The sequence below is a fragment of the Stenotrophomonas sp. YJH_SMC_127 genome, assembly GCF_059372445.1.
On record NZ_JCAFVO010000003.1, the window covers coordinates 483,688 to 498,252 of the forward strand.

14 protein-coding genes and 1 pseudogene are annotated in these 14,565 nt (G+C 67.7%); 13 read left to right on the forward strand and 2 right to left on the reverse strand.

Annotated elements, in window-relative coordinates:
* Positions 1-21: 21 nt before the first annotated feature.
* Complete coding sequence (locus AC5QAB_RS10545; RefSeq protein ID WP_164109867.1) at positions 22-672, reverse strand: transposase; 651 nt, start codon at positions 670-672, stop codon at positions 22-24.
* Between the two features lie 208 nt (positions 673-880).
* Between AC5QAB_RS10545 and AC5QAB_RS10550 the strand changes: the two genes are divergently transcribed.
* From AC5QAB_RS10550 to AC5QAB_RS10610, 13 genes are all read left to right on the forward strand, one after another.
* Complete coding sequence (locus AC5QAB_RS10550; protein WP_495233373.1) at positions 881-1,420, forward strand: GNAT family N-acetyltransferase; 540 nt, start codon at positions 881-883, stop codon at positions 1,418-1,420.
* Positions 1,417-1,749, forward strand: a complete 333-nt coding sequence (locus AC5QAB_RS10555; RefSeq protein ID WP_014646265.1) for a non-heme iron oxygenase ferredoxin subunit — start codon at positions 1,417-1,419, stop codon at positions 1,747-1,749. Before AC5QAB_RS10550 ends, AC5QAB_RS10555 begins: the two co-directional genes overlap by 4 nt.
* A 202-nt stretch (positions 1,750-1,951) precedes the next feature.
* On the forward strand, positions 1,952-2,356 hold the full coding sequence (locus AC5QAB_RS10560; protein ID WP_005408427.1) for a hypothetical protein: 405 nt from the start codon (positions 1,952-1,954) through the stop codon (positions 2,354-2,356).
* Positions 2,357-2,508: 152 nt separating this feature from the next.
* Positions 2,509-4,800, forward strand: coding sequence for a TonB-dependent receptor (locus tag AC5QAB_RS10565; RefSeq protein ID WP_495233374.1), 2,292 nt, complete (start codon positions 2,509-2,511; stop codon positions 4,798-4,800).
* Between the two features lie 68 nt (positions 4,801-4,868).
* Entirely contained in the window at positions 4,869-5,588 is a 720-nt protein-coding gene (locus AC5QAB_RS10570) for a tetratricopeptide repeat protein (RefSeq protein WP_014646262.1), read from the forward strand.
* Between the two features lie 10 nt (positions 5,589-5,598).
* Positions 5,599-6,276: a Fe2+-dependent dioxygenase gene (locus tag AC5QAB_RS10575; RefSeq protein WP_014646261.1), complete on the forward strand. Its 678-nt coding sequence runs from the start codon at positions 5,599-5,601 to the stop codon at positions 6,274-6,276.
* 162 nt (positions 6,277-6,438) lie between these two features.
* Positions 6,439-6,840, forward strand: a complete 402-nt coding sequence (locus AC5QAB_RS10580) for a hypothetical protein (protein WP_495233375.1) — start codon at positions 6,439-6,441, stop codon at positions 6,838-6,840.
* 145 nt (positions 6,841-6,985) lie between these two features.
* Positions 6,986-9,406, forward strand: a complete 2,421-nt coding sequence (locus tag AC5QAB_RS10585) for a TonB-dependent receptor domain-containing protein (protein ID WP_495233376.1) — start codon at positions 6,986-6,988, stop codon at positions 9,404-9,406.
* Positions 9,407-9,597: 191 nt separating this feature from the next.
* Positions 9,598-10,236, forward strand: a complete 639-nt coding sequence (locus AC5QAB_RS10590) for a PepSY-associated TM helix domain-containing protein (RefSeq protein WP_014646258.1) — start codon at positions 9,598-9,600, stop codon at positions 10,234-10,236.
* Positions 10,237-10,262: 26 nt separating this feature from the next.
* A complete protein-coding gene (locus AC5QAB_RS10595; protein ID WP_005408420.1) occupies positions 10,263-10,781 on the forward strand; it encodes a DUF2271 domain-containing protein in 519 nt (172 codons plus the stop codon).
* Between the two features lie 114 nt (positions 10,782-10,895).
* Complete coding sequence (locus AC5QAB_RS10600) at positions 10,896-11,699, forward strand: DUF4198 domain-containing protein (protein WP_495233377.1); 804 nt, start codon at positions 10,896-10,898, stop codon at positions 11,697-11,699.
* Between the two features lie 52 nt (positions 11,700-11,751).
* Positions 11,752-12,723 carry an FAD:protein FMN transferase gene (locus AC5QAB_RS10605; protein ID WP_495233378.1) on the forward strand — a complete coding sequence of 324 codons (972 nt, stop codon included), beginning with the start codon at positions 11,752-11,754 and terminating at the stop codon, positions 12,721-12,723.
* A complete protein-coding gene (locus tag AC5QAB_RS10610; RefSeq protein ID WP_495233379.1) occupies positions 12,720-14,324 on the forward strand; it encodes a sulfite reductase subunit alpha in 1,605 nt (534 codons plus the stop codon). Before AC5QAB_RS10605 ends, AC5QAB_RS10610 begins: the two co-directional genes overlap by 4 nt.
* A gap of 117 nt (positions 14,325-14,441) precedes the next feature.
* Here AC5QAB_RS10610 and AC5QAB_RS10615 read toward each other — a convergent pair.
* Positions 14,442-14,565: pseudogene (locus AC5QAB_RS10615) on the reverse strand (IS110 family transposase); the annotation flags it as partial.

The window sequence follows — 14,565 nt, forward strand, 5'->3', positions numbered from 1 at the left end:
ACCGCCCGCAGCACACCGGGGTCAGATCCCTTTCGCCACGCGAAAGGGATCTGACCCCACCAGCATTCCCGACAGCCGCCGTTGCGACTGCAATGCCCGCCGGATCGCCAGCAGATCCCCCGCCGGAATACCCGCCTCGATGAACTCCACATAGCGCCTGCACCGTTCATCCGCATCAGAACCCATCAGCTCAAATGCCGAATGCGGCTCGAGCAGCGCATTGGGCCTGCCACGCGCATTGGCACGATAGCTCGACCAGCGATAGTCACCGGGATGCGCCACCTTCCCCGCCCGAACCGGGTTGAGCTCGATGTAGCGCTGGCAGGCCAGCAGATAGCGATCCGTATCCACCACCGTGGAGTGGAAGCGCCCTTCCCATAACGTGCCGGTGCGGCCCTGCCGATCATTCACCCGACGTACGTAGGTCCGGTTCACGGCCTGCATCATCCGCGACAGCCCGCCGCAGAGATCAGGCGTTGCCAGAAGATGGACGTGATTGTCCATCAGCACATAAGCGTGGACCCGGCAGTGCTGCTGGTCTGCGTGATGACACAGCAGACGCAGGTAGGCCACGCGGTCGTCATCCGTGAAGAACACGGGCTGGCGATTGTTGCCGCGGTGGACGACATGTTGCGGGTATCCGGGCGCATCGATGCGCCGTGGCCTTGGCATGGGCTGCTCCTGGTAGCAGGGGGTCAGGGCCCTTCGCTGCGCAAAGGGATCTGACCCCGAGCATCTGCCGATTCCGCACCCGTGCCAGTCGGTCCATCGCCTGCCGTTGAGTCAGTAGATACCGGGGTCAGATCCCTTTCGCGTTGCGAAAGGGATCTGACCCCACTCCCCCATTTGCGCCCGCCCACGCCCCACCTAGAATGGGGCCATGAGCACCCTGACCTTCCGCGCCGCCACGCCGGCCGACATCCCCGCCCTGATCGCCCTCGTCACCTCGGCCTACCGTGGCGACGCCAGCCGCGTGGGCTGGACCACCGAAGCCGACCTGCTGGATGGCGCCCGCATCGACGCCGAAGGCATCCAGGCCGACCTCGACCGCCCGCGATCGGCCATCCTGCTGGCCGAGCGCGAAGGCGTTCTTGTGGCCTGCGCCCACGTTGCCGACGTCGACGGCAAGGGCTACTTCGGCATGTTCTCGGTCGATCCGGCCCAGCAGGGCGGCGGCGTCGGCAAGCAGCTGATGGATGCCGCCGAAGCACACGCCGCGCGCGAATGGAACGTACCGGTGATGCAGATGACCGTCATTGACGTACGCGACGAACTGATCGCCTTCTACGAGCGCCGCGGCTACCAGCGTACCGGCATCAAGAAGCCGTTCCCATATGGCGACGAACGCTTCGGAATCCCCAAGCGCGACGACCTGCGCTTCGAGGTCCTGGAAAAGCCACTGGCCGGAGCCGCCGCGTGAGCGATACCTGGACCTTCGTGTGTGCCGGCAACGAGCTGCTGCCCGGTGAAATGAAGAGCGTGTTCGACGAAGTGACCGGCACGCCGATCGTGGTGTTCAACCTCGACGGCGAGCTGTACGCGCTGGAAGACCAGTGCACGCATGAGGAGTTCGAGCTGTCCTCGGGCGAGTTCAACACCGACGAAGGCAGCGTGGAATGCGTGCTGCACGGCGCGCGCTTCGACGTGCGCGATGGCCGCGCCCTGTGCGCCCCGGCCTATACGCCGGTACCCAAGTTCCCGGTGAAGCGCGAACACGACGCCGTCTGGACCCGCGACGACCGGGATTGAGGCGGCGCTCGGCCCGGAGAGCCCCCCAGAGGGCGCCTGGCGGAGAGCATCCACCCGTGAGGTGGAATCTACTGGAGTGCACTGAGGGGCCCTCCAAGGCCCTTCCAGGCCATCCAGATCGGCAACCCGATTGCGCATATGCGAATCATTATCGTTGATGTTATTCTACGTAACATCTTCGTAACGACATCGCCCCTGCGCCATGGCTTCGCCCGCGCCCACCGCCACGCTGTGCCAGCTCGCCCGCCAAGGGTGGCCACTGCTCGTGGCCGTGCTGCTGACGTTGCTGCTGGGCTGGTCGGCCTTGCACGAAGGGCGTGGCGGCGATCCGGCTGCGCACGGCTGGCAGGCACACGCTGAAGATCTGCTGCAGGCGATGCCGCTGCCGCAACCGCCAGCCGACGAATGCCCGCAGCACGCCGCACCAGCACCGGAGCCTCCGTTCGATGGCGAGGGCACCTCGCCCTGCACCGGTCTGGTCCCTGCACGCGCCGCTCTGGTCGCGCGTATCCCGCTGTGGCGCTCCGATGCCCTGCGCTGGCAGTTGCATGATCCCGCGCTGCGGTTGAACCCCGGCCACGCACCGCCCGCACCGCACGCCAGCTGAGGCGCCCTGCGGCCGTTGCCGTGCGCCTGATTGCGTTTCCCGCCAGCCGAGCCTGGCTCGGCTCTACAGCACCCACTTCCCGCCTGTCGCCGCATGCCCATCTGCGCCGGCTCGCGCTCGCCCTTTCCCGATCCAAGCCACTACCCACAGTCATGACCCACATCACGTCCCGCAAGCACGCCCCGCGCGTTTCCCTGCTCGCCACCGCCACCCTGGCCGCGGGCTTTGCTCCGCTGGCTGCGCAGGCTGCCGACGGCGCCGACGCCGGTTCCCGCAACGCCACCGAGCTGGACAAGGTGCAGGTGCGCGGCAGCTGGTTCAATCCGTCCTCGCCGAAGTTCACCGCTGAACTGCTGGACACCCCGAAGTCGGTGTCGATCGTCTCGGAGAAGCTGATCGCCGAAACCGGTGCGACCAACCTGCAGGATGCGCTGCGCATGGTGCCGGGCATCACCTTCGGTGCCGGCGAAGGCGGCAACCCGACCGGCGACCGTCCCTTCATCCGTGGCTTCGATTCGCAGAGCAACGTCTTCGTCGATGGTCTGCGCGACGTCGGCTCGCAGACCCGCGAGATCTTCGACCTGGAGCAGGTGGAAGTAGTCAAGGGCCCGAGCTCGGCCTACGGCGGCCGTGATTCCGGCGGTGGCAGCCTGAACCTTGTGAGCAAGACGCCGAAGCTGAAGAACGAGACCAGCGCCAGCATGGGCATCGGCACCGACAGCTACGCGCGCGGCACCGTGGACGCCAACTACGTGCTGGGCGATGGCATCGCCGCGCGCCTGAACCTGATGAAGCACGAATCGGACATCGCCGGCCGTGACGCCGCCAATGTCAGCCGCTGGGGCATCGCGCCGTCGATCGCGTTCGGCCTGAACGGCCCGGCCCAGCTGATCGCCAGCCACTACCACATGCAGAGCGATGACCTGCCGGACGCGGGTGGCTTCCCGTATGGCAACCCGAACGGTGCGCCGGCCTCGAAGTGGGTCGACGGCCGCCCGATGGTGCCGGACCGCAACAACTACTACGGCCTGGTCGACCGTGACTTCCAGCGTACCCGCGCCGACATCAGCACCCTGGATGCCAGCTACGACTTCGGCGGCCACAAGCTGCGCAACATCGCGCGCCTGGGCAACACCAGCAACGACTACCTGTGGACCCAGCCGGACGACAGCCAGGGCAACCCGAACAACTACGGCACCCTGTGGCGCCGGACCAACAGCCGTGCCGTCGACGTCAAGAGCTTCGCCGACCAGCTGGGCCTGACCGGTGCCTTCCAGACCGGTGCGCTCAAGCACAGCTACAGCGCGGGCGTGGAATACAGCGACGAGAAGATGACCCGCGGCAGCTATCTGATGACCCCGGGCACCAGCAACCCACTCACCGGCAACAGCAAGTGCCCGACCACCGGCGCGGCCACCGGCTACAACTGCACCGATTTCGCCAATCCGAACCCGCGCGATCCGTGGGCGGCCACCCATTCGGTGTACCGCAGCGACAAGGCACTGGACGTAGAGCAGCGCACCAGGACCACCTCGGCCTACGTGTTCGACACCATCGAGCTCAATGAGCAGTGGATGATCAACCTCGGCCTGCGCTACGACGACTTCCGCACCACCCTGACCACCCCGGTGGCCGGCAAGGCACCGACCCGCGTGCGCAACAGCAACGACTTCCTGAACTACCAGGCCGGCGTGGTGTTCAAGCCGGCCGCCAACGGCAGCATCTACCTGTCGTGGGGCACCTCCTCGACTCCGCCGGGCATGGACGGTGGTGACGGTTCGGACGGCCTGAGCGCCGCCGTGGCCGACCTCAAGCCGCAGGATACGAAGAACCTCGAGCTGGGCACCAAGTGGGACCTGTTCGACCAGCGCCTGAACCTCACCGCGGCGATCTTCCACACGGTGATGAACAACGCGCGCGTGACGGTCGACAACGGCACCAGCCAGAATGCCGGCAAGAAGGAAATCAACGGCTTCGAGCTGGGCTTCACCGGCCAGCTGACCGACGCCTGGAGCCTGTACGGCGGCTACACCTACCTGGACTCGGAACTGAAGGACAACGGCTTCGTCTGTGGTGCACCGGTCGGCCGCACCTGCCCGTCCAACGTCTACGTGCCCTCGCCGTACAACGGCAACGTATTCCCGAACACCGCCAAGCACAGCGCCAACCTGTGGACCACCTACCGCTTCCCCATCGGCCTGACCGTCGGTGCCGGTGCGTTCTACTCGGACAAGCAGTACGGTGACGTCGCCAACACCAAGTGGATCGCCAGCTACACCCGCTTCGACGCAATGGCCAGCTACGCGATCCAGGACAACATCAGCCTGCAGCTCAACGTGCAGAACCTGACCGACAAGACCTACTTCACCAAGGCCTATGCCTCGCACTACGCGAGCATCGCCCCGGGTCGCTCGGCCACCCTGGCACTGAACGTGAAGTTCTGATGTAGCTTCGCTCCACCACGGCGGCAGGCTCTCCTGCCGCCGTTTTTGTTTCCGGCGATACTCACCCCATGGCAACCCGTACCCCCATCGACAGCGACGCCCTGGCCGAGCTGCTGCAGCACGATCCGCAGGCCGCGTTCGCACGCGTGCGCGACGCCGCACAGGCTGGGCAGGTCGATGCACAACTGCTGCTCGCGCAGATGCACATGGAAGGCAAAGGGACCGCACAGGACGCTTCGGCGGCGCTGCTCTGGTACGAAACCGCCGCCAACAACGGCGCGCCGATGGCGATGAACATGCTCGGCCGCTGCCATGAGCTGGGCCACGGCACGGCGGTCAACCTGGCGCTGGCGGCGGTGTGGTACCGGCGCGCGGCCGATACCGGCCTGGACTGGGGCCTGTACAACCTGGCCAACCTGCTGGCCACCGGCCGCGGCATTGCGCAGGACCGCGCGCAGGCACTGGCCCTGTACACCCGTGCCGCGCACCTGGGCCACGCCAAATCGATGAACCTGCTGGCCCGCCACCTCGAAGACGGGCTGGATACCGCACCCGATCCGCAGGCGGCGCTGGCCTGGTACCAGCGCGCGGCCGAGGCCGGTGATTTCCGCGGCCAGGCCAACTACGCCTCGATCCTGCTGCAGGCCGGCCAGGTCGAGCAGGCCGTGCACTGGCTGCGGCTCGCACTGGCGCACGGCAGCCCGGCATTCATGGCGCACATCGTGCCGGAGCTGGCCGCGTCACCGCATCCACAGGTGCGCGCCCTGGTCGCACCGCCGTCCCTCTGAGGAGTCCCGCATGCTGCTGCACATCCCCGACATTCTCAGCGCCGACCAGGTCGCCGACTTCCGCCGCCGCCTCGACGCCGCCGACTGGACCGATGGCCGCGAAACCGTGGGGCATCTGGGCGCACAGGCCAAGCACAACCAGCAGCTGCCCGAGGCCTCGCCGCTGCGCCGCGAACTGGGCGAGATCATCCTCGTCGCGCTGGCCAGGCATCCGCTGTTCTTCAGTGCCGCGCTGCCGCTGAAGTACCTGCCACCACGCTTCAACCGCTACAGCGGTGGCGGCACCTATGGCTACCACGTCGATGGCGCGGTGATGAACCTGGCCAACGGCGAACAGCTGCGCTCGGACATCTCCTGCACCCTGTTCCTGTCGGCGCCGGACGAATACGAGGGTGGCGAGCTGATCATCAGCGACACCTACGGCGAGCACGAAGTGAAGCTGCCGGCCGGCGACCTGATCGTGTACCCGTCCAGCAGCCTGCACCAGGTGCGGCCGGTTACCCGCGGCGCGCGCGTGGCCTCGTTCTTCTGGGTGCAGAGCATGATCCGCGACGATGTGCAGCGCCGCCTGCTGTGGGAAATGGATGGCGCGATCGAGCGCCTGCGGCAGACCGGCGGCGACGCCGAGGCGGTCCTGCAGCTGACCGGCGTGTACCACAACCTGCTGCGGCGCTGGAGCGAAGTCTGAGCCTTGCCGGGCCGGCCTGCGACATTTGTCAATAATTCTCATTTGCAACGGCTAACAGCTCTCATTACAATCACGCCCCGTTGATGCCGGCCGCTGCCGGCAGCCCCAGGGGACCCCCGCTTGCTGCGCCCGCTTCGCCCTCGCCCACTCATCCATCGCAAGATGGGCACCGCCATGCGCGGCCAGCGTCCCGCGCTGGCCAGTCTGCTGGCGTGGGTGGCGATGCTGGCGTTGCTGCTGGGCACCCTGCCGCTGCTGCCACAGGCCCACGCCGGCATGGCCGTGCAGGTGCCGTTGGAGGAGCGCGGAGGCGAAGCGCCCCTGCAGGAAGAGGCGCCGGCCAAGCTGCGCCGCTGCGCCTCCGCTCCGGTGAAGTCGGCCGAGAAGGCACGCCCGCCGTTGCTGCTGGCCAGCCACTGGCTGCGCACTGAGCTCGACCTCGTACCCGCCATGCCGGCCATGCCCGGCGTGCGCCCGGACTGGCCGCTGGCCGCTCCGGACACGCCCTGGGCCGATGCGCCCGGGCGCCGTCAGCAACGCGGCCAGGCGCCGCCGCTCGCCTGATCCACGGCCCGACGTGACCGCCTGCGCGGTCGCGCCTGCACGCCGCTGCCTGCTTCATTCCTGCCGCCCCTGACCGGGCCTTCCGTGCCTGCCGCGCCCTTCGCGCACGGCACCGCGCCACCCTGCATCCTTCGAGGTAACTGCCATGGCCCAGCGCCATCGTGTCCGTTCGTCCCTGTCCCGTACCCTGCTGACCAGCGCCGTGCTGGCGGCTTTCGCCAGCCCTGCCTTCGCCCACGGTGACGCCGCAGGCGCGCCGCAGACGCTGGACAAGGTGGTGGTCACCGCCGCCGGCTTCGAGCAGAAGGTGATCGATGCCCCGGCCAGCATCAGCGTGGTCAGCCGCGAGGAACTGAGCAAGCGCCCGTACACCAGCCTGGTCGATGCGCTGCGCGACGTCGAAGGCATCGACGTCGGCCTGGAAGCGACCGACAAGAACGGCCGCGCCACCGTGTCGATGCGCGGCCTGCCGTCCGAGTACACCCTGGTGCTGATCGACGGCCGCCGCCAGAGCAATGTCGGCCAGATCTATCCGAACAACTTCGGTGGCGGCCAGTTCGCCTACCTGCCCCCGCTGGACGCGATCGAACGCATCGAAGTCGTGCGCGGGCCGATGTCCACACTGTACGGTTCGGACGCGATGGGCGGTGTCATCAACATCATCACCCGCCGCAACCAGGACAGCTGGCACGGTTCGGTCAGCCAGGGCTTCACCGTGCAGCAGGACGACCAGTTCGGCGATGCACGCACCACCGACCTCTACCTCAGCGGCCCTTTGCTGAAGGAGCGCCTCAGCCTGGCAGTACGCGGCAGCTACTACGACGCGAAGGCTTCCAACCCGGAATGGGATGCGTTGTCCCTGCCCGACGGCACCCTGTGGGAGCGCAGCATCGGCTTCGGCGGTGGTGGCAAGTCGGTGGCCAACACCAACTGGAACAGCGGCGTGCGGTTGGACGTCCGCATCAACGACGATCACGAACTGTGGCTGGACTACGACGTGTCGCGGCAGAAGTTCGACAACAGCGATGGCCAGACCGGCACCCTCGACAGCCTGGCCAGCCTGTGGCGCGTCGGCAATGCCGTCATTCCCAACCCGAACGGCAGCGGTACCGTCACCCGTCGCGTGGTGCAGCCGCGCGTGGGCTACACCGCCTACCAGCGCTACGAACGCGACCAGTTGTCGCTGACCCATCAGGGCCGCTACAGCTTCGGTACCTGGCAGACCTCGCTGACCCACAGCAAGAGCAGCAACCTGGGCCGTTCGCTGCCGCTGACCCTGGAAGAGCGCGCCAACCTGCAGACGCTTTGGAATGACGTCTGCCGCCGCACCGGTGCTGCCAACAACTGTGCGGCCGGCCGCGGCAACGCCCTGGCTGCCCTCAACCCGAGCGAGATGGCGCGCCTGCAGGCGTTCCTGCCGCGCCCGCTGCGCACCATGGAACTGGAAGGCTACGTGCTCGACACGATGCTCGACCTGGACTTCGGCGCGCACACGCTGACCGTGGGCGGCCAGTACAACGACACTGACATGGTCGACGGCGTGTTCGGCATGGATGGCGCCGGCTACCGCAGCAACGTCAAGCAGACGCACCGCATGTGGGCGCTGTTCGCCGAGGACAACTGGGCGCTGACCGACACCCTCACCGCCACCTTCGGCCTGCGCTACGACGACCACAACGTATTCGGCAGCCATGTCAGTCCGCGTGGCTACCTGGTGTGGAATGCCAGCGATGCGTGGACCTTCAAGGGCGGCGTCAGCACCGGCTACAAGACCCCGCGTCCGGACCAGCTGTTCCCGGGCATCACCGGCTTCGGTGGCCAGGGTGTGCTGCCGCTGGTCGGTTCGCCGAACCTCAAGCCTGAAACCAGCACCAACTACGAGCTGGCCGCTTACTACGAAGGCCAGCGCTGGGGCTTCAACGTCACCGGCTTCTTCAACACGTTCGAGGACAAGATCGCCAGCGGCGGCACCTTTGCGAACTGCGAAGTGGCCCGCGCCGGCAGCGGCTACTGCGTGGACATCGGCCCGGGCTGGGCGGCACTGGGCTACAGCACGTTCACCCAGAGCGTGAACATCGACAAGGCCGAGACCCGCGGTGCCGAACTGGCCGCGCATGTCGACCTGCTCGACACCCTGCAGCTGCGCGGCAACTACACCTGGACCAGGAGCGAGCAGACCAGCGGCGCGCAGAAGGGCCTGCCGATCAGCGGCACGATGCCGGCCAAGCACATGGCCAATGCCAGCCTCAACTGGCAGGTCAACGAAGCGATCAGCCTGTCGCTGATCGGCGAAGGCCGCTACGACCGCTACCGCGACACGCTGCTGGACGCCAACGGCGCCAGCCACACCCGCTACTACGAGGACTACACCATCTTCCATCTCGGTGGCAGCTGGAAGGCCACGCCATGGCTGACGGTGAACGCACGCGTCAACAACCTGTTCGACAAGGACTTCGTTTCGCAGTCGTGCCTGCTGATCAGCCAGAGCGAGTTCAACTGCGTGGACGACTACGCGACCAAGGACCAGCGCCGCAGCTACTGGATCTCGTTGAACGCGAAGTTCTGATCGCCGCGCCCGGCCCCGGTGGGTGCCGACCTTGGTCGGCACCGCTTCATCCACGCGTGGCGTGGATCTACCGATCGGTAGTGCCGGCCGCTGGCCGGCAATCGCCCTCCAGCGATACAGAACGACACGCAATTGCGAGCTATTCTCATCAATGATGTAATGGGCAGTCCCCGTCCGCCTCGAACCGTGCCGTGAGCCGTCCTGCCTCTTCCACCGTGGCGCAGCAACAGAACCGTGGCTTCTGGCTGCGGACGCTGCACCAGTGGCACTGGATCAGCTCGGCGGTGTGCCTGATCGGCATGCTGCTGTTCGCGGTGACCGGCCTGACCCTCAACCACGCCGCGAAGATCGAAGCCAAACCCCAGGTGCAGAACCAGCATCTGGAACTGCCGGCCGATCTGCTCGGCCAGCTCGGCACGCGCGAAAACGGCAATGCACCGATTCCGCGCCCGGCCCGGCACTGGCTGGACACGCAGCTGGGCATCGCCATCGGCGGGCGCCCGGCCGAGTGGTCGGCCGAGGAGATCTACCTGTCGCTGCCGCGCCCCGGCGGCGACGCCTGGCTGAGCATCGATCGCGGGACCGGCGCGGTGGAGTACGAATCAACCTCGCGCGGCGCGGTGTCCTACCTCAACGACCTGCACAAGGGCCGCAACGCGGGCCCGGCGTGGGGCTGGTTCCTGGACCTGTTCGCCGTGGCCTGCCTGGTGTTCTGCATCACCGGCCTGTTCCTGCTGCACCTGCATGCACGGCAGCGGCGCATGACCTGGCCGCTGGTCGGCCTGGGCCTGATGATTCCGCTGCTGATCGCCCTGCTGCTGATCCACTGACTTTCCTTCGTTTCCGGAGCCGCCCCATGCGCGTCACCCTGACCATCGCCCTCAGCGGCCTGCTGGCCACCTCGCCGGCGTACGCCACCACCCTCGACATCAACGTCGAAGTGCCCAAGCTCAACGTGGCCGAGTACCACCGCCCGTACGTGGCGGTGTGGCTGGAAGGCGCCGACCAGAAGGTCGCGGCCAACCTGTCGGTCTGGTACCAGCAGACCAGCAACAGCGAAGGCCACGGCACCAAATGGCTGCCGGACCTGCGCCAGTGGTGGCGCAAGAGCGGCCGCACCCTGCAGGTGCCGGTGGACGGCGTGACCGGCCCGACCCGCCCGGCCGGCAAGCACGCGCTGTCGTTCAACGACAGGCAGCCGGCACTGAAGCAACTGGCCCCGGGCAACTACACCCTGGTGGTGGAAGCGGTGCGCGAAGTCGGTGGCCGCGAACTGCTGAAGATCCCCTTCACCTGGCCGGCCACCGCCGCGCAGAACGGCAAGGCGCAGGGCGCCACCGAACTGGGCCAGGTCACCCTCGCCGTCAAACCCTGACCGCTCATCCGGGTCAGAGCCCTTCCTGCGGAAGGGATCCGACCCCGGGGTCGGATCCCTTTCCCGCGGAAAGGGCTCTGACCCCACCCATCCGCATCCACTGGAGTCTTCCGCATGAAGCGCACGCTCGTCCTCGCCGCCGCCCTGGCCGCTGCCCTTCCCTTCTCCGCCCTGGCCCACAAGGCCTGGCTGCTGCCCTCGCAGACCGTGATCGCCGGCAACGCGCCGTGGATCACCATCGACGGTGCGGTCTCCAACGATCTGTTCTACTTCAACCACGTGCCGCTGCGCCTGGAATCGCTGGTGATCACCGCGCCGGACGGCAGCACCGTGCAGCCGCAGAACGCGTCGACCGGCAAGTACCGCAGCGTGTTCGACATCGAACTGAAGCAGCCGGGCACTTACCGCATCGCGTCGGTCAATGACGGCCTGTTCGCCACGTACGAGCAGAACGGCGAGCGCAAGCGCTGGCGCGGCAGCGTGGCTACCTTCGGTGAACTGCCGAAGGATGCGAAGAAGCTGGAAGTGAGCCAGTCGATCGGCCGCGTGGAGACCTTTGTCACCAACGGTGCGCCGAACGACACCGCGCTGAAGCCGACCAACCGTGGCATCGAGCTGGTCGCAGTCGGCCACCCGAATGACCTGTTCGCCGGCGAGGAAGCCACCTTCCGCGTGCTGGTCGATGGCAAGCCGACCGCCGGCCTGGAGTTCGAGATCGTGCGTGGCGCCACCCGCTACCGCAACGCGCAGGACGAGCTGAAGCTGACCAGCGATGCCAAGGGCGAGATCAAGGTGACCTGGCCGGAAGCCGGCATGTACTGGCTGGAGACCGGCACCGAGGACAACAAGACGTCGGTGAAGCAGGCCGCCAAGCGCCGCCTGAGCTACGTCGCCACGCTGGAAGTGCTGCCGCAGTAATGTGGACCGCGATGCCGGGCATTCCCCGGCATCGCCACCGCAACGCATCACCATGACCGATTCCCATCTCGACATCGCCCGCCTCGGTGGCACCACCATGGGCACCACCTGGAGCGTGTCGCTGGTCGCGTCGCGCCAGCGCGACCTGCACCCGCTGCACGCCGGCATCCAGGCGCGGTTGGACGACGTGGTCGCGCAGATGAGCACCTGGGAGCCCGGTTCGGACCTGAGCCGCTACAACCGCGCCGGCGCTGGGCAATGGTGCGCGCTGCCGTTCGAAACCCGCCACGTCCTGGCCTGCGCACAGGCCATCGCCGCCGCCAGTGACGGCGCCTTCGATCCCACCATCGGTCCGCTGGTTGCACTGTGGGGCTTCGGTGCACATGCCGGTGAACGCCGCCAGCCCGACGCCGCTACCCTGCAGGCCACCCGTGAGCGTTGCGGTTGGCAGCGCCTGCAGTGGCAGGGTGATGCGCTGCTGCAACCGGGCCGGCTGGAACTGGATCTCTCTGCGATCGCCAAGGGCTTCGGCGTCGATCACGTCGCCGCTTGGCTGCGCGCGCAAGGCATTGCTGCAGCATTGATCGAAGTCGGCGGCGAACTGGCCGGCTACGGCCGCAAACCGGACGGCCAACCGTGGCGCGTGCTGGTGGAATCCGCACCGGAGGAGGATGTGCACACCGAAACCCCGCCACGGGTGCTGGCGCTGGACGGCAAGGCGGTGGCCACTTCGGGCGATCGCTGGCACCAGTACCAGGCCGATGGCGAGGCCTACAGCCACAGCCTCGACCCGCGTACGGGCAGGCCGGTGCAGCAGGTCGCCGCAGCGGTCACCGTCGTGGCCGACGACGCCATGCACGCCGATGCCTGGGCTACCGCACTGACCGTGCTGGGTCGCGAACAGGGCATGGCGCTGGCCGAGCGCGAAGGACTGGCCGCGCGCTACCTGCAACGCAGCGCAGACGGCCCGCAGGAATTTCTCAGCAGCGCCTTCCAGCGCCTGCTCGACGGGCAGGACGCATGAGCACTCGGCCATCGCGTGCGTGGCTCGGCAACACACTTGTACTGATCGTACTGGCGCTGATCGCCTGGGCGCTGCTGCGCCTGCACCTCGGCGAAGCCTGGTGGCAGGGCGCACCGCCGGCACGGCAATCGCAGATCGCCATCATCGCCACCGCGCTGTACGCGCTGGCCTGCGCAGCCCTGTGGTGGCGCACTCGTCCGCGCGATGATGCGGCGTCCGCCGATACCGCGCCGCTCCTGCTGGTCTGGTCCAGCCAGACCGGCTTTGCCCGCGAACTGGCCGAACGCAGTGCCGAGGCCCTGCGTGGTGCCGGCATGCCGGTGCGTGTGCGCGGACTGCACGAGGTGGATGCAGCGTTGCTGGCCGACAGCCAGCGCGCGCTGTTCATTGCCAGCACCACCGGCGAAGGCGATCCGCCCGACCACGCCCTGCCGTTCCTGCGCGGGGTGATGGCCACGCCGCCTCCGTTGCAGCATCTGCAGTACGGCGTGCTCGCGCTGGGCGACCGCAGCTATGGCCACTTCTGCGGATTCGGCCACCAGCTGGACCAGTGGCTGCGCCAGCACGGCGCGCACCCGCTGTTCGATGCGATCGAGGTCGACAATGCCGATCCGGCGGCGCTGCGACATTGGCAGCAGCTGCTGGGACAACTTGGCGGAGGCGCCACTGAACTGCCCGACTGGAGCCCGGCCGAGTATCAGCCGTGGACGTTGCTGCAACGCCAGCATCTGAATCCGGGCAGCCCCGGCGGCCCGGTGTACCGGGTGCGCCTGCAGCCACCGCCTGGCGTCGATGTGCAGTGGCAGGCCGGCGACATCGCCGAGATCGGCCCGCAGCACCCACGCCACAGCGCGCGCGCCTGGCTCGATGCACAGGGCTTCAATGCAGACACCATGCTGGATGACGGGCAGGCGTTGCTGGCCCGTATCGAGCGCTCGCATCTGCCCTCGCTGGTTCCTCCGGGTGATCTGCCCGCACTGCTGGCAACCCTGCAACCGCTGCCGCATCGCGAGTACTCGATCGCCTCGGTGATGGCCGACGGCGCGGTGGAGCTGCTGGTGCGCCGCCAACTGCGCGCCGACGGTACACCCGGCATCGGCAGCGGCTGGCTGTGCGACCACGCGGCCATCGGCGAACCGGTGCAACTGCGGCTGCGCCGCAACGACAATTTCCATGGCGTGCCCGCCGATGTCCCGCTGCTGCTGATCGGCAACGGCACCGGCATCGCCGGCCTGCGCGCGCACCTGCACGAACGTGCCCAGCGTGGCGCGCGCCGCACCTGGCTGCTGTTCGGCGAGCGCACCGCCGCGCACGACTTCCATTTCGGCGAAGAACTGCAGGCGATGCTGGCCAGCGGCACGCTGGCACGGCTGGATGCAGTGTTCAGCCGCGACGGCGGCGCGCATCGCTATGTGCAGGACCGGCTGCAGGCCGAAGCGGCGACGCTGCGGCAGTGGGTCGATGAAGGCGCGACGATCCTGGTCTGCGGCAGCCTGCAGGGCATGGCCCCGGGCGTGGATGCAGTGATCGAGCGGGTGCTGGGTACCGCAGGCAGGGAAGCGATGCTGCTGGCCGGTCGTTACCGGCGCGATGTGTATTGAACGAACCGTCGGGGTCGGATCCCTTTCCGCAGGAAAGGGCTCTGACCCCAACCACAGCCGCACCATGACGGCGTGCCCAGGCATGGTGGCAACCGCACAGCAGTAGCAACTGTCTTGTCAGGGGCAGCCGAGGGCCACCTCGGCGTCCCGCTTACGGGCGTTTAGGATCACCAGCATTTTGCGCATGACCGCCACGAGCGCCACCTTGCTCGCTTTGCCTTTGGCCTTCAGGCCAGCGTAA